This is a genomic window from Pseudomonas sp. TH32, from assembly GCF_016650855.1.
Classification (GTDB): domain Bacteria; phylum Pseudomonadota; class Gammaproteobacteria; order Pseudomonadales; family Pseudomonadaceae; genus Aquipseudomonas.
The window spans coordinates 4,960,312-4,978,997 of sequence record NZ_JAEKFA010000002.1; the positions used below are offsets into that span (position 1 = coordinate 4,960,312).

Annotated in this window: 16 protein-coding genes; 4 read left to right on the plus strand and 12 right to left on the minus strand. The window is 61.0% G+C overall.

Annotation, left to right across the window (positions count from 1 at the left end):
- Window position 1 precedes the first annotated feature (1 nt).
- The 3 genes from JFV30_RS26475 to JFV30_RS26485 all read right to left on the minus strand — a co-directional run bounded on the left by JFV30_RS26475 (window position 2) and on the right by JFV30_RS26485 (window position 3,513).
- Window positions 2–1,252: a sarcosine oxidase subunit beta gene (locus JFV30_RS26475; RefSeq protein ID WP_003209185.1), complete on the minus strand. Its 1,251-nt coding sequence runs from the start codon at window positions 1,250–1,252 to the stop codon at window positions 2–4.
- Window positions 1,253–1,274: 22 nt separating this feature from the next.
- Entirely contained in the window at window positions 1,275–2,528 is a 1,254-nt protein-coding gene (gene glyA / locus JFV30_RS26480) for a serine hydroxymethyltransferase (RefSeq protein ID WP_201125549.1), read from the minus strand.
- A gap of 256 nt (window positions 2,529–2,784) precedes the next feature.
- Window positions 2,785–3,513 (minus strand): TraX family protein, encoded by a 729-nt coding sequence (locus tag JFV30_RS26485; protein ID WP_201125550.1) that lies wholly within the window; start codon window positions 3,511–3,513, stop codon window positions 2,785–2,787.
- Between the two features lie 90 nt (window positions 3,514–3,603).
- Here JFV30_RS26485 and JFV30_RS26490 point away from each other — a divergent pair, with 90 nt between their 5' ends.
- Both JFV30_RS26490 and JFV30_RS26495 read left to right on the plus strand, forming a co-directional pair.
- Window positions 3,604–4,644, plus strand: a complete 1,041-nt coding sequence (locus JFV30_RS26490; protein ID WP_010167499.1) for a threonine aldolase family protein — start codon at window positions 3,604–3,606, stop codon at window positions 4,642–4,644.
- 194 nt (window positions 4,645–4,838) lie between these two features.
- A complete protein-coding gene (locus JFV30_RS26495; protein ID WP_201125551.1) occupies window positions 4,839–5,039 on the plus strand; it encodes a hypothetical protein in 201 nt (66 codons plus the stop codon).
- 47 nt (window positions 5,040–5,086) lie between these two features.
- On the opposite strand, the gene gbcB is transcribed toward JFV30_RS26495, so the two are convergent.
- Window positions 5,087–6,187, minus strand: coding sequence for a glycine-betaine demethylase subunit GbcB (gbcB, locus tag JFV30_RS26500; RefSeq protein ID WP_201125552.1), 1,101 nt, complete (start codon window positions 6,185–6,187; stop codon window positions 5,087–5,089).
- Window positions 6,188–6,470: 283 nt separating this feature from the next.
- On the opposite strand from gbcB, the gene gbcA reads away from it, so the two are divergent.
- A complete protein-coding gene (gene gbcA, locus JFV30_RS26505) occupies window positions 6,471–7,766 on the plus strand; it encodes a glycine-betaine demethylase subunit GbcA (protein WP_003216945.1) in 1,296 nt (431 codons plus the stop codon).
- 765 nt (window positions 7,767–8,531) lie between these two features.
- On the opposite strand, the gene etfB is transcribed toward gbcA, so the two are convergent.
- The 6 genes from etfB to JFV30_RS26535 all read right to left on the minus strand — a co-directional run bounded on the left by etfB (window position 8,532) and on the right by JFV30_RS26535 (window position 16,322).
- Window positions 8,532–9,302 carry an electron transfer flavoprotein subunit beta gene (gene etfB, locus JFV30_RS26510; protein ID WP_201125553.1) on the minus strand — a complete coding sequence of 257 codons (771 nt, stop codon included), beginning with the start codon at window positions 9,300–9,302 and terminating at the stop codon, window positions 8,532–8,534.
- Window positions 9,303–9,312: 10 nt separating this feature from the next.
- Window positions 9,313–10,533 (minus strand): electron transfer flavoprotein subunit alpha, encoded by a 1,221-nt coding sequence (gene etfA, locus JFV30_RS26515; protein WP_201125554.1) that lies wholly within the window; start codon window positions 10,531–10,533, stop codon window positions 9,313–9,315.
- On the minus strand, window positions 10,530–12,473 hold the full coding sequence (dgcB, locus tag JFV30_RS26520) for a dimethylglycine demethylation protein DgcB (RefSeq protein WP_201125555.1): 1,944 nt from the start codon (window positions 12,471–12,473) through the stop codon (window positions 10,530–10,532). The genes etfA and dgcB overlap by 4 nt, the downstream gene beginning before the upstream one ends.
- A gap of 185 nt (window positions 12,474–12,658) precedes the next feature.
- Window positions 12,659–14,719, minus strand: a complete 2,061-nt coding sequence (gene dgcA, locus JFV30_RS26525) for a dimethylglycine demethylation protein DgcA (RefSeq protein ID WP_201125556.1) — start codon at window positions 14,717–14,719, stop codon at window positions 12,659–12,661.
- 15 nt (window positions 14,720–14,734) lie between these two features.
- Window positions 14,735–15,265: a DUF5943 domain-containing protein gene (locus JFV30_RS26530; protein ID WP_201125557.1), complete on the minus strand. Its 531-nt coding sequence runs from the start codon at window positions 15,263–15,265 to the stop codon at window positions 14,735–14,737.
- Between the two features lie 79 nt (window positions 15,266–15,344).
- Window positions 15,345–16,322 carry a dipeptidase gene (locus JFV30_RS26535; RefSeq protein WP_005792153.1) on the minus strand — a complete coding sequence of 326 codons (978 nt, stop codon included), beginning with the start codon at window positions 16,320–16,322 and terminating at the stop codon, window positions 15,345–15,347.
- 219 nt (window positions 16,323–16,541) lie between these two features.
- On the opposite strand from JFV30_RS26535, the gene JFV30_RS26540 reads away from it, so the two are divergent.
- Complete coding sequence (locus JFV30_RS26540) at window positions 16,542–16,943, plus strand: lysozyme inhibitor LprI family protein (RefSeq protein ID WP_010167522.1); 402 nt, start codon at window positions 16,542–16,544, stop codon at window positions 16,941–16,943.
- Window positions 16,944–16,946: 3 nt separating this feature from the next.
- Here the strand turns inward: JFV30_RS26540 and JFV30_RS26545 are convergent, their stop codons facing one another.
- Window positions 16,947–18,185, minus strand: a complete 1,239-nt coding sequence (locus JFV30_RS26545; protein ID WP_201125558.1) for a type II toxin-antitoxin system HipA family toxin — start codon at window positions 18,183–18,185, stop codon at window positions 16,947–16,949.
- A complete protein-coding gene (locus tag JFV30_RS26550) occupies window positions 18,182–18,478 on the minus strand; it encodes a helix-turn-helix domain-containing protein (protein ID WP_201125559.1) in 297 nt (98 codons plus the stop codon). The genes JFV30_RS26545 and JFV30_RS26550 overlap by 4 nt, the downstream gene beginning before the upstream one ends.
- Between the last annotated feature and the right edge of the window lie 208 nt (window positions 18,479–18,686).

Consider the following 18,686-nt stretch of genomic DNA (forward strand, 5'->3'; position numbering starts at 1 on the left):
GTTAGTGGGCGACGGCCGCAGCGCCGTGTTCGTCGATCAGCGCACCGTTGTGGAAACGGTCGATGGAGAAAGGAGCGGCCAACGGGTGCATTTCACCCTTGGCAAGGCTGGCGGCAAATACGTTGCCTGAGCCTGGAGTCGCTTTAAAACCACCGGTGCCCCAACCGCAGTTGAAGAACATGTTCGGGACCGGGGTCTTGGAGATGATCGGGCAGGCATCCGGCGTGGTGTCGACGATCCCGCCCCACTGGCGGTTCATACGCACCCGGGACAGCACCGGGAACATCTCGACGATGGCCTGGATGGTGTGTTCAATCACCGGGTAGGAGCCGCGCTGGCCGTAGCCGTTGTAGCCGTCGATACCGGCGCCGATCACCAGGTCGCCCTTGTCGGACTGGCTGATGTAGCCGTGCACGGCGTTGGACATGATTACGCTGTCGATGATCGGCTTGATCGGCTCCGACACCAGCGCTTGCAACGGGTGGGATTCGATCGGCAGGCGGAAGCCCGCCAGCGACGCCATGTGCCCGGAGTTACCCGCCGTGACCACACCGACGCGCTTGGCGCCGATAAAGCCCTTGTTGGTTTCGACGCCGATGCACACGCCGTTTTCCTTGCGAAAACCGATGACTTCGGTCTGCTGGATCAGGTCCACGCCCAGTGCGTCGGCGGCGCGGGCAAAGCCCCAGGCCACGGCGTCGTGACGGGCCACGCCGCCGCGACGTTGCACGGTGGCGCCCATGACCGGGTAGCGGGTGTTCTTCGAGCAGTCGAGGTACGGGATCTCGTCGGCCACTTGCTTGGCATTGAGCAGTTCGCCGTCCACGCCGTTGAGGCGGTTGGCGCTGACGCGACGCTCGGAATCACGGATGTCTTGCAGGGTGTGGCACAGGTTGTAGACGCCACGCTGGGAAAACATCACGTTGTAGTTCAGGTCCTGGGACAAGCCTTCCCAGAGTTTCATCGCGTGTTCGTACAGGTGCGCCGACTCGTCCCACAGGTAGTTGGAGCGCACGATGGTGGTGTTGCGCGCGGTGTTACCGCCGCCCAGCCAGCCTTTCTCGACCACGGCCACGTTGGTGATGCCGTGCTCTTTGGCCAAATAGTAAGCCGTCGCCAGACCATGCCCGCCGCCGCCGACGATGACCACGTCGTAGACCTTTTTGGGGGTCGGCGTGCGCCACATCTTCTGCCAGTTTTCGTGGTGGCTGAGTGAGTGCTTGAAGAGGCCGAAGCCCGAGTAGCGTTGCATAGTCATTACTCCAAAACCGCGCTCAGCGATAAACCGGGAAATCAGCGCACAGGGCGGCCACATGCTTGGCGACGTTGGCCTCCACATCGGCGTCGCCGAGGTTGTCGAGGATGTCGCAGATCCAGCCGGCCAACTCCAGGCATTGGGTCACTTTGAAGCCGCGTGTGGTCACCGCCGGGGTGCCGATACGCAGGCCCGAAGTCACGAACGGCGACTGCGGGTCGTTGGGCACGGCGTTCTTGTTGACGGTGATGTGGGCGCGGCCCAGGGCAGCGTCCGCGTCTTTGCCGGTGAGGCCCTGACGGATCAGGCTGACCAGGAACAGGTGGTTATCGGTGCCGCCGGACACTACATCGTAGCCGCGTTTGATAAACACGCCGGCCATGGCCTGGGCGTTGTCGATCACTTGCTGTTGATAGGCCTTGAAACCCGGTTCCTGGGCTTCCTTGAAGCACACCGCCTTGCCGGCGATCACGTGCATCAGCGGGCCGCCCTGGGCACCGGGGAATACCGCGGAGTTGAGTTTCTTTTCAATTTCTTCGTTGGCACGGGCCAGGATCAGGCCGCCACGTGGACCGCGCAGGGTCTTGTGGGTGGTGGTGGTGACCACATCGGCGTAGGGCAGCGGGTTCGGGTACAGGCCGGCGGCAACCAGGCCGGCGACGTGGGCCATGTCGACGAACAACAGCGCACCGACCTTGTCGGCAATCTGGCGGAAGCGCGGGAAATCCAGGGTCTTGGAGTAAGCGGAGAAACCGGCCACGACCATCTTCGGCTTATGCTCCACGGCCAGGCGCTCGACTTCGTCGTAGTCGATCATGCCGGTAGCGGTGTCGATGCCGTATTGCACCGCGTTGTACAGCTTGCCCGAGGACGACACTTTGGCGCCGTGGGTCAGGTGGCCACCGTGGGCCAGGCTCATGCCGAGGATGGTGTCGCCGGCGTTCAGCAGCGCCAGGTACACCGCGCTGTTGGCGGACGAACCGGAGTGCGGCTGCACGTTGGCGTAGTCGGCGCCGAACAGTTGCTTGGCGCGCTCGATGGCCAGCGCTTCCACCTTATCGACGTGCTCGCAGCCACCGTAGTAGCGCTTGCCCGGATACCCTTCGGCGTATTTGTTGGTGAGGCCGCTGCCCTGGGCTTCCATGACGCGCTTGCTGGTGTAGTTCTCTGACGCGATCAGCTCGATATGATCTTCCTGGCGCTGCTCCTCGGCATTCATGGCCGCCAGCAGTGCATCGTCATAACCCTGGATCTGGTCTTGCTTGCTGAACATCGCGTCTCTCCCAGCATTTCGTCTTGTTGAGGCACGTGCACGCGGCAGCGCCCTTTGATGCGATGGTAGGGCTGGTGCAAATAGACCAAATGCCTACGGACGCCACGCAAAGGTGCGTTTACGACATGGCCGGAACAACACAGAACAAATGTGGGAGCGGGCTTGTGTGGGAGCTGGCTTGCCTGCGATAGCATCCCCTCGGTGCAACGGGTACACCGAGGCGTCTGCATCGCAGGCAAGCCAGCTCCCACAAGGGTTAGGCGATGATCTTGCGCACGAGTAGCAGCAGCAGGAAATGCGCCGGATAGAGCGCATACGCCCAGCGACGCATGGCCGGTGGAGACACGTGTCTGGCCTGTCGCAACAAGACCAATCCGGCCAGTGGTGCAATCAGGCATGTGGCCAATCCCAGCATGGCCACGAGGGTGCCGCTGTTGAGCAGAATCTGCCATTGATTGGCCGCCAGGCACACCACTCCCGGTAACACGCTGAAATACCACGGCCGGCGAAACACCACCAGCATCGCCAGCGGCAGCAGCACGCCAAAGAAACCGAACATCAGCTGCGTCGAAAACAACCCCGCCACAACCAGCGCGATCAACGCCAATCCTCGATCAATAGCCGCCTTCTGCTGCCATCCCCGGGCAACCAGCAAACCCAGCAACAGGGTCGGCAGCACGTTCAGCGTGTCGGCGTCGTCAATGAACATCCGGTACGGCACTTCACTGATCACGCTGAACAACAGCAGCCAGCCCAGATAGCGCCACTGGCCGGTAACGGGCGCATCCTTGACCCGGTGCAGATTTGCCGCAATCGCCAGGCAAAACCACGGGAACGCCAGACGCCCCGGCACATACAGCCCGTCCAGGCTCAAACCGACATAGCGCAGGTGGTCCAGCACCATACTCAGCAGTGCCAGCCACTTGAGCAGATCCAGGGCGCCATCGCGGACGCGGCTTACAGGAAGGCGTTCAGAACCGTGCATAATTCCCCACTGACTTTGCATTAACAGTGCGTGCGCCCGCCCGACAATCTTCGGTAAAGTGCGCACCAACATCGACCACAGGACTGGGCCATGACCGACAAGAGCCAACAATTCGCCAGCGACAACTATTCCGGCATCTGCCCGGAAGCCTGGGCCGCCATGGAACTCGCCAACCAGGGCCATCAGCGTGCCTATGGCGATGATGAATGGACCCACCGCGCCGCCGACGGTTTCCGCAAACTGTTCGAAACCGACTGCGAAGTGTTCTTCGCCTTCAACGGCACCGCCGCCAACTCCCTGGCCCTGTCTTCACTGTGCCAGAGCTACCATAGCGTGATTTGCTCGGAAACTGCCCACGTCGAAACCGACGAATGCGGCGCGCCGGAGTTTTTCTCCAATGGCTCCAAGCTGCTCACCGCGCGCACCGAAAACGGCAAGCTGACCCCGGAGTCGATCCGCGAGATCGCCCTCAAGCGCCAGGACATCCACTACCCGAAACCGCGCGTGGTCACCCTGACCCAGGCCACCGAAGTCGGCAGCGTGTACACCCCGGAAGAAATCCGCGCCATCAGCGTCACCTGCAAGGAACTGGGGCTGAACCTGCACATGGACGGCGCACGCTTCTCCAACGCCTGCGCATTCCTCGGCTGCTCGCCTGCCGACCTGACCTGGAAAGCCGGGGTCGACGTGCTGTGCTTTGGCGGCACCAAGAACGGCATGGCCGTGGGCGAGGCGATCCTGTTCTTCAACCACAAGCTGGCCGAAGACTTCGACTACCGCTGCAAACAGGCCGGGCAGCTTGCATCAAAGATGCGCTTCCTGTCCGCACCGTGGGTAGGCCTGCTGGAAAACGACGCGTGGCTCAAGCACGCCCGTCACGCCAACCACTGCGCGCAATTGCTCAGCAGTTTGGTGGCGGACATTCCGGGGGTTGAGTTGATGTTCCCGGTGCAGGCCAACGGTGTGTTCCTGCAACTCTCGGAACCGGCCATTGCCGCGCTGACGGCCAAGGGCTGGCGGTTCTACACCTTCATCGGCAAAGGCGGCGCGCGCTTCATGTGTGCGTGGGACACCGAGGAAGAGCGCGTCAGAGAACTGGCCGCTGATATTCGGGAAGTGATGAGCGCCTGAAGTAGGAATAAAGCCAACAGATACTGGCGGAATGCCGAGACTGTTTTTTGATATTTCTGACAGCAACCCACCCCACTTTCATTGACTAGCCTCTTGGAACCCGGAAGGAAACGGCAGATACATCTGCCACCTTTCGGGAACACCCGCCTGCCGAACCATCGGCCGGAAACGGAAATCCAGCAGAGGGCAACACCATGGAAGTGAATCGCTACGACAACAAACTGCAAGGCGACGGCACGGTACAGACCACAGTCATCGACTGGGACGAGTTCAGAAAAACCGTGAAAGTCGGTGACACCATCAGCGAACAGACGCGGACACTGAGGGTCACTGATAAAGTCTATGAATTGACAGCATCAGGCCAGCATTTCGTCATCCATATCTACGCCCAATAACCTCTAACCGATCGTTCCCACGCTCTGCGTGGGAACGATCGCCGGAGTTAAAACTCGATACGCACATCCCCCTTCGGCACGCTGCAGCACGACAGGATGTAACCCTCGGCTTCATCTTCCTCGGTGATCCCGCCGTTGTGGTCCATCTCGACGTCCCCGCCCAGTTTCATCACCTTGCACGTCCCGCAGATCCCCATGCCGCAGGCTTTCGGAATCAGCAGGCCAAGCTTGGCCGCCGCTGCGTGGACGGTCTCGCCCGGTGCCACGCGGATGCTTTTGCCCGATGCAATGAATTCCACCTGGTGCAGATCCGCCAGGTCGATTTCCGGTGCGTCCGCCGCTTGCTCGGCTTGTTCCACCGCATCCGCACGGGCTTCCGGTGGCGTGGCGCCGAAGGACTCCTCGTGATACCGCGCCATGTCGAAACCGGAGGCTTCCAGCAGGCGTTTCACCGCGTTCATGTACGGCGTGGGGCCGCAGCAGAAGACTTCCCGCTCAAGGAAGTCCGGCACCATCAGTTCGAGCATCTTGTGGTTCAGGTAGCCGCGATAACCGGCCCAAGGCTCGCCCAGGCCATGTTTCTCGCAGATCAGGTGCAGGCTGAAGTTATCGATCCGCGACGCCATGTGCTCCAGTTCGCGGTGGTAGATGATGTCTTTCGGCGAGCGGGCGCTGTGGATAAACGTCATGTCGACGTTGGCGTTGGTGTCGTAGAACCAGCGCGCCATGGACATCACCGGGGTGATACCGACACCGCCGCTGAGGTACAGCACTTTCGGGCTCGGGAAGTCGATGGCGTTGAACAGGCCCACCGGCCCGTGCACCGCCAGCTCCTGGCCTTCGTGCAGCGTGTCATGCAGCCAGTTGGACACCCTGCCGCCCGGCACGCGCTTGATCGTCACCGAGAAGCTGTAAGGCACCGAGGGCGAGCTGGAAATGGTGTAGGAACGCATGATCGGCTGGCCTTCGATTTCCAGCTCCAGGGTGACGAACTGCCCGGGCTTGAAAAAGAACAGGATCGGCTGGTCGGCCATGAAGCAGAAAGTGCGCACGTCCCAGGTTTCCTGGATGACTTTGACGCAACGGACGATGTGCCGACCATTGGCCCAGGTCTGGGTAGTTACCGGATTCAGGAAGCTGTTGGACATGCTGTTCTCCACTGCCGTAGTTCGGCTTTATGGTGGCGATTCTGCGTAACGCGAGAACCACCCATTTACCTATCTGCGACATTCACATACTTATCGCGACCAGCCCCCATACCACGGGGGTTGCGCGTCGGGAACAGAGTGGGCCATGTCGCTCATGGATAAGGTTCTGGCCTTTGCCGGGCCCACACTCGCTCCCAACAACGACGCTTTCTTTACGCCTTGCTGCAAAACCTGATCAGCCACTATTCGCCGGCCACACAGAATGGCCATGAGGACACACACGATGGACGTCACCGCAACCTTAAGCTTGGGCGATCCGCTGGAACCCGCACGCAAGGCCACCGCGCAAATGCTGCAAGAACGCGAGCGCACCTTTTCGCTGCCGCAGCCGTTTTACTCTGATGAGCGGCTGTTCGATATCGACATGCAGGAGATTTTCCAGAAAGAGTGGTTGATCGCCGGCATGACCTGCGAGATCCCCGCCAAGGGCAACTACATCACCCTGCAAGTGGGCAAGAACCCGATCATCGTGATCCGCGGCGCCGACGGCGTGGTGCATGCGTTCCATAACGTGTGCCGCCATCGCGGTTCGCGCTTGTGCACCAGCGACAAGGGCAAGGTCGCCAAGCTGGTCTGCCATTACCACCAGTGGACGTACGAGCTGGACGGCCGCCTGCTGTTCGCCGGCACCGAGATGGGCGCCGACTTCGACATGAAGCAGTACGGCTTGAAGCCTGTGAACGTGAAGACCGCCGGTGGCTATATATTCATCAGCCTGTCGGAGAACCCGCCGGCCATCGACGACTTCCTGTCGACCCTGAGCCACTACATGGAACCCTACGACATGGAAAACACCAAGGTGGCGATCCAGACCACCTTGTTCGAAAAAGCCAACTGGAAGCTGGTGCTGGAAAACAACCGCGAGTGCTACCACTGCAACGCGTCGCACCCGGAACTGTTGAAAACCCTGCTGGAATGGGACGACGTCACCGACCCACGGGCCGACCAGGCCTTCAAGGACCACGTGGCCGCCTCCGCCGCCGCGTGGGACGCCGAGAAGATCCCTTACGCCCACGCCAGTTTCGGCCTGCGTAACCGCATCGTGCGCATGCCGCTGCTCAAGGGCACCGTGTCGATGACCCTCGACGGCAAGCAAGGCTGCAACAAGCTGATGGGCCGCATCAAGAACCCGGACCTGGGCTCGATGCGCATCCTGCACCTGCCACACTCGTGGAACCACTGCATGGGCGACCACATCATCGTGTTCACCGTGTGGCCGATCAGCGCCCAGGAAACCATGGTCACCACCAAGTGGATTGTGCACAAGGACGCCGTGGAAGGCGTGGACTACGACGTCGAGCGCATGCGCAAAGTGTGGGATGCCACCAACGACCAGGACCGGCGCCTGGCCGAAGAAAACCAGCGCGGCATCAACTCCACGGCGTACCAGCCGGGGCCGTATTCCAAGACCTATGAGTTTGGCGTGGTCAACTTCGTGGATTGGTACAGCGAGCGGATGCTGAGCAACCTGGGGGCGGCACCGGCGCCGTATCTGAAAGGCGTTGCCGTACATGAGTAACCAGCTGACACGCTGCTGATCAAAATGTGGGAGCCGGGCTTGCCCGCGATAGCGATTTAACATTCAACCCTTCTGTTGGCTGTTACTCCGTCAACGCGGGCAAGCCCGGCTCCCACAATAATTTATGGCTGTACATAATTCATCCAACACCCTGACAGACCAATGGCGCCCTGGCTTCCAGCCATTGCCCAACAACTTATCCACAAAGCCACCCACAGCAATTGTGGGCAACTGCGCTTTCCTATCGAAATAAAATCAAGAAAATCCGTGACTTATTCAAAGAGACGGGTTTTATCCCGCATTGATCGTTTTTTGATCTAAAGCCTGAAACCCCCGTTCCGTATGGGCTACAGAGGAACGCAAACACCTTATCCACAGAAGCGCCAACAGACTTTGGGGGCAACTTTGGCCTGTCTGTGGAAAACCGCCTGTGACTGAGTGAAATCGCGGCCTCGAGAGGGAACCCGCCGAAAAGCCGATATTGATCACATTTTGATCAGACCACTGAAAGCCACGCTTTACATGGCCTACAGCGGATAGCGAACATCTTATCCACAGAAGCACCAACAGACTTTGGGGGCAAGTGTGCGCCGGGCATTTTCCTTATCCACAGAAAAACCCAAGGAAAAACCGTCAGTTAGGTTGGCTGTTTTTCGTACAGCGGGCTGGAGGGCTTGATTTGCATGGGGTGTGGACAGCCGCGAACAGGTTATCCACAGGTGGGCTAACAGGGATTGTGGGTAAAGCCACAATCCCTGGATAAGGTCAGCGAACCACGCCTTCTTCTATGAGCAACTTGAGAATGGCCTGGGCACCGTCTTGCGGGCTGACACCCTTGAGCACCTGCCCGCCACCGCCGCTGGCCTTGGCCGTGGCCGCTTTCATACGGTCGGCACCACTCTTGGCCTTGATCACCTTGAGGCGCTTGGGCCGTGGTTTGGCCGGCTGCAATACAGCGCCTGTGAATAACTCATCCTCCAACACCTCGACCTCATGGGCTTCCAGCACGCCGCGATGAGCCGGCCCGTAGGCGCTTTGCCGGGGCTTGGGCGCCGCGTTATCCACCGTGGCCAGGAACGGCAAGCGCACCTTCAAGCGCCGCCGCTGGCCACGTGGCAGCGCTTGGAGTACATGGGCCACGCCGCCGTCGATGGATTCCACCTGGGCCAGGCCGACAATCAGCGGCCAGCCCAACTGCTCGGCCAGCAGGAACGGCAACATCCCCGAGCCCTCGCCGGTTTCAGCCTGGCTGCCGGTGAGTACCACGTGGGCGCCCGCGTCCCGCAGATAGTCACTGAGCACCGGCAAGGCATCCGCCCCGACCGGTTGTTCAAGCACATGCAACTGCGGCAAACCCATGCCCAGGTAAGCGCGCAGGGTCGGTTCGGCAATGTCGCCGGCGTGCAGCACTTGCAGGTTATCCCCAGCCAGTTGCAGGCCCAGTTCAACCGCACGGGCATCTTGCTCGGCGCGGCGTGGCCGGCCGGAAGTCGGGTGGGCGCCGATGGACACCAGGCTGATTACATTCGTCGTCATGGCCATTTCCTTAAGCCGCATCGCGCTTGGCGCCATTGCGGTAGGCCTCGACCGCAACGATCAAGGCTTGCAGAATCGCGGCGCTTTCGCCGATCACCGACAGGTCGGCACGCTTGATCATGTCGCAGCCCGGGTCGAGGTTGATCGCCACCACCTTGTCGCAGGCACCAATGCCTTGCAGGTGCTGGATCGCCCCGGAAATCCCCACCGCCACATAGACCCGTGCGGTGACCCAGGTGCCGCTGGCGCCGACCTGCCGATCACGCGCCATAAAGCCATCGTCCACCGCCACCCGCGAGGCGCCTTCTGTTGCGCCCAACGCGGCGGCAGTCTGGTGGAACAGTACCCAGTCCTTGACCCCGTTGCCGCCGGAGAAAATAAACTCCGCTTCGGCCATGGGAATCGCCGCCGGGTCCACGGCCACCGCGCCCAAATCTTCGATGCGCGGCAAGCTGCGCGCCAGGCTTGTGGATAACTCCACCGCCAGCACTTCATGACGGGTTTCACTGACGGGCTCGGCGCATTCCGCCGCGGCCAGGATCATTCGTGGCAGTGGCCGGGCCAAATCCTGCTGGCCAGCACCTGCGCGGCCAATACATTCCTGGCCCTTGATCTGCCAGACCCGTGTGGCCGGGCGTTCCTTGAGGCTGGCGGCAAAGCGCCGGCCCAGTTCGCCGCCACCGCTGCGGCTGTCCGGCAGCAACCAGTGGCGCGGGTTGAACTGGTTATCCACAGCCCGCAGGCCATGCACCCGTTGCTCCGGTGAATAACCGTCGAACTCGTGGCCGTCCAGCACCAGCAGCCGATCCACACCAGCAGTGGCAAAGGCGTTTTCCTTGTGCTCGCCGAACACCACGGCCAGCACGGCACCGTCGTTGCCGGCCAACTGCCGGGCCAGGCCCAGCAGGTCGCGGTCGTGGCTGCTCAGACGGCCGCCAACCATGTCCGGCACCACGTTGATGTAGAACGCCGGCGCCGCCACCTGATGCAACGGCAACTGCACTTCCACTGCAGCAGAACGCTTGGCCGCGCCACCCTGCTGGGCGCCGCTGCGGTCGATACGCTTGATGCCGTTGGGGCCGATAAAACCGACGCCATGCACATTTTTGCGGATGACACCGTTCGGTCCCATCCAACTCTGTTGCACCGGCTGCATCGCCGCGTGCAGCGGGTGCAGGCGGTTGCGGGCGATCCATTCGGCCCGTGGGTCGCGGCGGATAATGTCGCTCATATATGCACCTGCGCAGGTTCGCGTTTCGGGGTCTTGGCCGGGGCTGCGTCTTCGAGCAAGGCGTCGGCCACCAACTCGGCGATGTCCTTGATCAGCGGACGCGGCTCGACCACGCCTTCAAGCATTGCCGTGCACTGTGGGCACCCCACGGCCACCAGCTCGGCGCCGGTCTCGCGGATGTCTTCCATGCGCATGTCGGGAATCCGTTGCTTGCCGGGAATGTCGGTGATCGGCGCCCCGCCACCGCCGCCGCAGCAGCGCGAGCGGAAGCCGGAACGTTGCATCTCCCTGACCTCGATCCCCAGCGCCCGCAGCACGTGGCGCGGCGCTTCGTATTCGCCGTTGTAGCGGCCCAGGTAGCACGGGTCGTGATAGGTCACGCTGCTGCCTTTGTGCTGGCCCAGGTTCAGGGCGCCGGCGTCGATCAGTTCGGCCATGTAGGTGCTGTGGTGCTGCACGAGGTAGTTGCCGTCAAAGGCGCCGTATTCGTTTTTCAGCACATGGAAACTATGAGGGTCGCAGGTGACGATGCGCTTGAAGCTGTACTTGGCCAGGGTCTGGATATTGCGCGCAGCCAGCAGCTGGAAGGTGGCTTCATCCCCCAGGCGCCGGGCGACGTCGCCGCTGTCGCGCTCTTCAAGGCCCAGCACCGCAAAGTCGACCTTGGCCGCCTTCAGCACTTTGACGAACGAGCGCAGGGTACGCTGGTTACGCATGTCGAAGGCGCCGTCGCCGACCCAGAACACTACGTCGACGGTTTTCCTGTCGCTGAGCAATGGCAGGTTCAAGTCCGCCGCCCAGTTCATCCGCCCACCCGGCGCAAAACCACCCGGGTTGTCGGTGGCGATCAGGTTTTCCAGGACTTCGGCACCCTTGTTCGGGGTGGCGCCTTTTTCCAGGGTGAGGTAGCGGCGCATGTCGACGATGGCGTCCACATGCTCGATCATCATCGGGCACTCTTCCACGCAAGCGCGGCAAGTGGTGCACGACCACAGGGTTTCAGCGTCCACCAGGCCGTTGACGATCGGCTGGTGCGGGTTACCGGCATGTTCGCCAACCGGTTTGCCTGGATACGGGCTGCCGGCGAACTTGGCGTCGGTGCCACCGGCCAGGCCGACGACCATGTCCTGAATCAGTTTTTTCGGGTTCAGCGGCTGGCCGGCGGCGAACGCCGGGCACGCGGCTTCGCACTTGCCGCACTGCACGCAGGCGTCGAAACCGAGCAGTTGGTTCCAGGTGAAATCCACCGGCTTTTCCACGCCGAGGGGCGCGGTCTTATCGGCGAGGTTCAGGGGTTTCAAACCGGTGGAACGGCCACCACCGAAGCGTTCGGCGCGGCGGTGCCAGGCCAGGTGCAAGGCACCCACGAAGGCATGCTTCATCGGGCCGCCCCAGGTCATGCCGAAGAACATTTCGGACACGCCCCACAGCACGCCCAGGCTCAGCAAGGCGGCGAGCAGCCAGCCGCCGAAGTCGGCAGGCAGAATCCCGGCCACCGGCAAGGTCACCAGGAAGAAGCTCACCGAGAACGCCATCAGGCTTTTCGGCAGGCGCATCCACGGGCCTTTCGACAGGCGCGCAGGCGGGTTGCGACGACGCAGGTAGACGAAGGTGGCGCCGACAAACATCAATACCGAGGCCAGCAGCAAGGCGTAGCCGAGGATGCGGTTATGCAGGCCGAAACCGTGCACCAGGATCGCCAGCAGTGCCGAAAGCACAAAGCCCAGGGCGGTGGCGACGTGGGTGTTGGCGATGTACTTGTCGCGGGCGACCACGTGGTGCAAGTCGACCATGTAGCGTTTGGGCATGGCCAAAAGGCCGCCGAGCAAGTCGACCTTGGAGGACCGGCCGCGGCGCCACATGTTCACCCGGCGCAGGGCGCCGAGGACCGCAAGGCCCAAGGCAGCAAAGAGCAGGATGGGAAGAAGGGTGTTCAACATGGTGAAGCTCCCAAAGACCACACAGGTCTTGTATGGAAACCGGCTCAATGTGGGAGCTGGCTTGCCTGCGATGGCAACAACTCGGTTTCACTTGAAACCGAGCCGCCTGCATCGCGGGCAAGCCCGGCTCCCACAGAAAAGCCGGCTCCCACATTGATCGGTTTCCACATTGGTTCGGTGTTGGGTCAGAAATCCTTGCACAGGCGCAGGGCGTCGTAGATGGCGGCGTGGGTATTACGCTGGGCCACACAGTCACCAATGCGGAACAGCAAGTACCCCTCGCCCGGCTCGCTCAGGCACGGTTGCGGCTTGATCGCGAACAGGGCTTCGATGTCCATCTGGCCCTTGTTGCGCGAGCCTTCCTTGAGCCCGTAATAGATCTCTTCGTCAGGACGCACGCCGTTCTCGACCACCACTTGATCGACCACCCGTTCCTCTTTGGCCCCGGTGTATTCGTTCTCCAGCACCGCCACCAGCTTGTCGCCCTCGCGGTAGACCTTTTCCAGCATCATGTCGCCGGTCATGATCACTTCCTTGGGGTACATGCTGCGGTAGTACGTCGGGAACGACGTACCGCCGATAGCCACGCCCGGCTTGATGTCGTCGGTGACGATCTCGACCTGGCTGCCCTTGTCCGCAAGGAAGTCCGCCACCGACATGCCGGTGAACTCGCAAATGGTGTCGTACACCAGCACGTTCTTGCCCGGCGCAACCTTGCCGTCGAGCACGTCCCAGCTGCTGACCACCAGGCCTTCCGCCGCGCCCCAGTGTTCGTTCTGCTCCAGGAACGGATGACCGCCTACCGCCAGCACCACCACGTCCGGACGCAGGTCGAGGATGGTCGCCGCGTCCGCCGCCACGCCCAGGCGCAGGTCGACGTTCAGGCGTGCCAGTTCCAGCTGGAACCAGCGGGTGATCCCGGCAATCTGGTCGCGTTGCGGCGCCTTGGAAGCGGTGGTGATTTGCCCGCCGATAAATTCTTTCTTCTCGAACAGCGTCACGTCGTGGCCCCGTTCGGCGGCCACCCGTGCCGCTTCCATCCCGGCAGGGCCGGCACCCACCACCACGACTTTGCGTTTTGGCCCGGTGGATTTCTCGATGATGTGCGGCACGCCCATGTATTCACGGGAGGTGGCGGCGTTCTGGATGCACAGCACGTCCAGGCCCTGGTACTGCCGGTCGATGCAGTAGTTGGCGCCGACGCACTGTTTGATCTGGTCGATCTGGCCCATCTTGATCTTGGCGATCAGGTGCGGGTCGGCGATGTGGGCGCGGGTCATGCCGACCATGTCCACGTAGCCGCCTTCCAGAATACGGGTCGCCTGGTTCGGGTCCTTGATGTTCTGCGCGTGCAGCACCGGGGCCTTGACCACTTCCTTGATCCCGGCCGCCAAGTGCAGAAAGGGCTCCGGTGGATAACTCATGTTCGGGATAACGTTGGCCAGGGTGTTGTGGGTATCACAGCCCGAGCCGACCACGCCGATAAAGTCCAGCATGCCGGTGTCGTCGTAGTACTTGGCGATCTGTTTCATGTCCTCGTGGGACAAGCCGTCCGGGTGGAATTCATCGCCGCACAAACGGATGCCCACGCAGAAATCCGGGCCGACTTCCTTGCGTACCGCCTTCAATACTTCAAGGCCGAAACGCATGCGGTTTTCAAAGCTGCCGCCCCATTCGTCGGTACGCTTGTTGACCCGCGGGCTCCAGAACTGGTCGATCATGTGCTGGTGCACCGCCGACAGTTCCACACCGTCCAGGCCACCGGCCTTGGCGCGCGCCGCCGCCGTGGCGTAGTTGCCGATCACGCGCCAGATTTCTTCCGGCTCGATGGTTTTGCAGGTCGCACGGTGCACCGGCTCGCGGATGCCCGACGGCGACAGCAACGTGGGCCAATGCTCGCCATCCCAGCGCGAACGACGGCCCATGTGGGTAATCTGGATCATGATCTTGGCGCCATGCTTGTGCATGGCATCGGCCAGGTTCTGGAAGTGCGGGATGATCCGGTCATCCGCCAGGTTCACCGATTTCCACCAGCCTTGGGGGCTGTCGATGGCCACACTGGAAGAACCGCCACAGATCGCCAGGCCGATCCCGCCCTTGGCTTTCTCTTCGTAGTACTTCACATAGCGGTCGGTGGTCATGCCGCCGTCGGTGGCATACACCTCGGCGTGGGCGGTACTGAGCACGCGGTTGCGGATGGTCAGTTTGCCGATCTGGATCGGCGCAAACATTGCTTCGAAAGCCATGGCAGGGTCCTCGACTTACAACGGCTTGACGGTGAACAGGCCGTCGTCGTGGCCCTCTTCGGAGCCGCCGTAGACTTGTTCCGCAACGGTGCGGACCTTGCTGCCGCGGGCTTCGAGAATCTGGTCCATCGCGCCGGCAAACCAGCCGGTGAACATGTAGTCGACCTTGCGCCCGACCTTGCCGTACACGTAGACGAATGCAGAGTGTTCGAGCTTGACGCTGGCGGTGCCTTTGTCGAGGTCGATGTCCTGGATCTTGAACAGGCCCCAGCCGCGTTGCGACAGGCGCTTCATGTAGTGCTCGAACACCGCGACGCCTTCCAGGCCGTGGCATTCAGCTTCTTTTTCACACCAGTGCCAGGCGGATTTGTAGCCGGCCTTGTAGAGGATTTCGGCGTAGGCGTCGGCCCCCAGGACTTCTTCGATACCCATGTGGTTGTTGACGAAGAAATGGCGCGGAACGTACAGCATCGGCAGGGCGTCGGAGGTCCAGACACCGGTTTCGCTGTCGACTTCGATAGGCAATTGAGGGGCGATCTTGGCCATGGAAACTTAACTCCAAACAATTCGGTTTATTGCCCGCTGCGCGGACGGCAGCGGGAAAGGATTCAGAGGATGCGGTGGCTTATTCGCCCCAGACGTCCTTCAGGACGTTGACCCAGTTTTCGCCCATGATCTTGCGCACCACGCGCTCAGGATGGCCGCGCTTGAGCAGGGTCTCGGTGAGGTTGGGGAACTCGCCCACGGTGCGGATGCCCAGCGGGTTGATGATCTTGCCGAAGCTGGTCAGGCGGCGGGCGTAGCCCTTGTCATGGGTCAGCATTTCAAAGAAATCCTGGCCATGGCCCTGGGTGAAGTCGGTGCCGATGCCGATGGCGTCTTCGCCCACGATGTTCATGGTGTATTCGATGGCTTCGGCGTAGTCGTCGATGGTCGAATCGATGCCCTTGGCCAGGAACGGCGCAAACATGGTCACGCCGACAAAGCCGCCGTGGTCGGCGATGAACTTCAGTTCTTCATCGGACTTGTTGCGCGGGTGCTCTTTGAGACCCGACGGCAGGCAGTGGGAGTAGCACACCGGCTTTTTCGATTCGAGGATGACTTCTTCGGAGGTCTTGGAGCCCACGTGGGACAGGTCGCACATGATGCCGACGCGGTTCATCTCGGCGACGATCTCGCGACCGAAGCCCGACAGGCCACCATCGCGCTCGTAGCAGCCGGTGCCCACCAGGTTCTGGGTGTTGTAGCACATCTGCACCACGCCAACCCCGAGCTGCTTGAAGATCTCGACGTAGCCGAGCTGGTCTTCAAACGCATGGGCGTTCTGGAAGCCGAAAATGATGCCGGTCTTGCCCTGTTCCTTGGCGCGACGGATATCGGCGGTGGTTTTCACCGGGATCACCAGGTCGCTGTTCTCGCGGATCAGGGTCTGGCTGGCCACGATGTTGTTAATGGTGGCCTGGAACCCTTCCCATACCGACACGGTGCAGTTGGCAGCGGTGAGGCCACCCTTGCGCATGTCTTCGAACAGGTCGCGGTTCCACTTGGCAATGATCAGCCCGTCGATAACGATGCTGTCGGCGTGCAATTCGGCTGGGCTCATCAGGCGTCCCCTTATTGGCGATTCATGCGCCGAATCGTCTGCCGGCGCTTTGGGGCCAGCATATGCCCCGGGGCAGAAGGAGCCGGGTGCAAAAACGACAAGGGAATTGCCGAAAGCGTCAATCCGCGACAAAGGCCAACATGACATCTCCGACGGGTATCTGTTCTTTGTCTTACGCTTGAGCCAGAATTTGCTCATCAACTGATATGAGACGGCGCAATGAAATCGATTTTCCTGGCTTTGGCACTCATCGCAACCGGCGTGCACGCGGCTGAAGACACCGACAACACGCCTTGCGATGGCATCGAGAACGACAAACAAACCCTGGAATGCGCCACCTACAACAAAACCACCGCCGAGCAACTGCTCAAGGATAACTACCAGGGGCTGCTGGAACGCATGGGTTCGACCTATGGCAGCAACAAGACGCAGCTGGCGGACATTACCGCTCGTCTGAAGGATGCCCAGCAGAAGTGGGAAAAGTTACGTGACGCGGATTGCGCCGTGGATACGTTCCCGGCGGTGGCGGGCAGCAAGGAGTACGCGATCCAACAGAATGACTGCCTGGCGCGGATGAGTGATGAGCGGTCGGAGTTTTTGGAGTCGATCGGGCAGGAATAAGCGTTAGAAGTCTTTCCATACCGAGTTAAGCGTCAGCAGCACTTTTTCCCGCTGGACCTTATCAACCTCGAAGTCGGCACAGTGCTGATTCCATTGCGATAACGCGTCCAGGGTCTGCTCGATGTAAAGCTCAGGCTCCAGAAAGCTGAATGGCTTGCAGACTTCGATGATCACCTTGCGTGTCGGGTGGCCGGCGCCCGCAAACGCCGTGGTGTGCTCGTTGCCGCGACCACTGGTGCTGGAAAATGTCAGGTCGTACGCCGGCGCCATGTGCCAGCCATTGGCTGAGCCAAAGAACGAGAAGTTTTTGGCGTGATCGTCCCGGTTGTGGGCAAGCGCGTTGAACACCATCAGCCGCGCCATTTTCTGCACCTGGCTGGCATCCTGGGTAATCGCGAATGTGAGGCGCAACAGGTCGCCGTAATCCAGGCTGGGCATGCGGAAGTCTGCGTACAGAATCGCAGCGGCTGTCAGCATGTGCCGGCGGATGGCGCCGTCACGGTCAAAACGGCGAGTGACAAAGAAACGCTCAATACCCGTCGGTGTCGAGACCTCTAACACGTCCGAGGCGGAAATTTCGACGCCGGCACTGCGAGCCGTGATTGCGTAAACCTGCTCGATCGCGCCGCTGTCGCGATGCTCGTCCTGGCTGCGGAATTTGATCAGCCAGTGTTCGTATCCATTCGGCATCTCACCAAATGAAGAAATGGCCCGGGACTTGTCAGGCGACAGCCCGATGACCGCCTTGGGACGGGCACCGCCGGGCGAACCACCGGCGAAACGCAATGATTCAATCACTTCACAGGTCTCACCCGACAGAACGTCCTGGGAGGCCTGGTAGAGAGAGGCCAGATCCAGGGCCGCCTGATCGGGATCCTTTTCGAACATAGGCACGTATTCCAATGCCCCCATGCTCCGGTCGCCCATGTAGGCCAATCGGTCCAAAGGTCCCAACGCATGCCGCTCAATCGCCATTGAGCGGCGAAAGAAACGATCCATCAGCAGTAACCCCCAACCATCGGGCAGGGAGTCGCTGAAAGCACCCTGCAGCCCATTGAACCGCGTGGTGTCCGCAGCCAGCTGAGGCCTTGATGAAAACTCCATGTGCAGGGGCGCCAGATTGAACCCCTTCAACAGCCAGCTCGGGTCATAGGAGAAATACAGGCCTTTACGGGGGATATCGACCAACTCACCCACCCGGGAACCTTGCAACATGACGTGGAGCGCAGTGACCGGTTTCATTGACGACCTCGAAGCCTGGTGTGATTTTTCAGTTCTTGAAGGCTGGCCGGTGCTGGCGCGCTGAACAACTGGGCCAGTTGCTCGCCGACGCCCAGGCTCATTGCAATCAATAACAGCGCATCCAGGGAAACCTTACCGGTTGTCTCGAAACGCTTGATCGTGGACTCGGGCACCCCGGATTTGGTCGCCAGTGCCCGTCGAGAAAGGTTTTTACTCAACCGAAGCGCTTTGGCGTTGCCGGCGATCAGCAGGGCGATCTCACCGGGGGCGTAGAGGATATGAGTAAGGGCCATGGTTCGACTTCCGGTGGAGTGTGAGCAAGTGTAGCAACGATAAAAATAATGAAACTGTAATGGATAACAGATTATCTATAATCACAAAATAATCATCATAACGGACAACATTTTATCCCTTATTATTAAATATTTTTGTGCATCTTTAAATTCCGGTCCGGCCCCGAGCAATTTTGTTGACTTGCCAGTCAATCACATTGCCCGCCAT

Coding starts and splice junctions, on each gene's coding strand:
- JFV30_RS26490 (WP_010167499.1), top strand. CDS start 3,604: ATGACCGACAAGAGCCAACAATTCGCCAGCGACAACTATTCCGGCATC.
- JFV30_RS26475 (WP_003209185.1), bottom strand. CDS start 1,252: ATGCAACGCTACTCGGGCTTCGGCCTCTTCAAGCACTCACTCAGCCAC.
- glyA (WP_201125549.1), bottom strand. CDS start 2,528: ATGTTCAGCAAGCAAGACCAGATCCAGGGTTATGACGATGCACTGCTG.
- JFV30_RS26485 (WP_201125550.1), bottom strand. CDS start 3,513: ATGCACGGTTCTGAACGCCTTCCTGTAAGCCGCGTCCGCGATGGCGCC.
- JFV30_RS26550 (WP_201125559.1), bottom strand. CDS start 18,478: ATGGCCCTTACTCATATCCTCTACGCCCCCGGTGAGATCGCCCTGCTG.
- JFV30_RS26545 (WP_201125558.1), bottom strand. CDS start 18,185: ATGAAACCGGTCACTGCGCTCCACGTCATGTTGCAAGGTTCCCGGGTG.
- dgcB (WP_201125555.1), bottom strand. CDS start 12,473: ATGTTGAACACCCTTCTTCCCATCCTGCTCTTTGCTGCCTTGGGCCTT.
- JFV30_RS26535 (WP_005792153.1), bottom strand. CDS start 16,322: ATGAGCCCAGCCGAATTGCACGCCGACAGCATCGTTATCGACGGGCTG.
- JFV30_RS26530 (WP_201125557.1), bottom strand. CDS start 15,265: ATGGCCAAGATCGCCCCTCAATTGCCTATCGAAGTCGACAGCGAAACC.
- JFV30_RS26540 (WP_010167522.1), top strand. CDS start 16,542: ATGAAATCGATTTTCCTGGCTTTGGCACTCATCGCAACCGGCGTGCAC.
- dgcA (WP_201125556.1), bottom strand. CDS start 14,719: ATGGCTTTCGAAGCAATGTTTGCGCCGATCCAGATCGGCAAACTGACC.
- etfB (WP_201125553.1), bottom strand. CDS start 9,302: ATGACGACGAATGTAATCAGCCTGGTGTCCATCGGCGCCCACCCGACT.
- gbcB (WP_201125552.1), bottom strand. CDS start 6,187: ATGTCCAACAGCTTCCTGAATCCGGTAACTACCCAGACCTGGGCCAAT.
- gbcA (WP_003216945.1), top strand. CDS start 6,471: ATGGACGTCACCGCAACCTTAAGCTTGGGCGATCCGCTGGAACCCGCA.
- etfA (WP_201125554.1), bottom strand. CDS start 10,533: ATGAGCGACATTATCCGCCGCGACCCACGGGCCGAATGGATCGCCCGC.
- JFV30_RS26495 (WP_201125551.1), top strand. CDS start 4,839: ATGGAAGTGAATCGCTACGACAACAAACTGCAAGGCGACGGCACGGTA.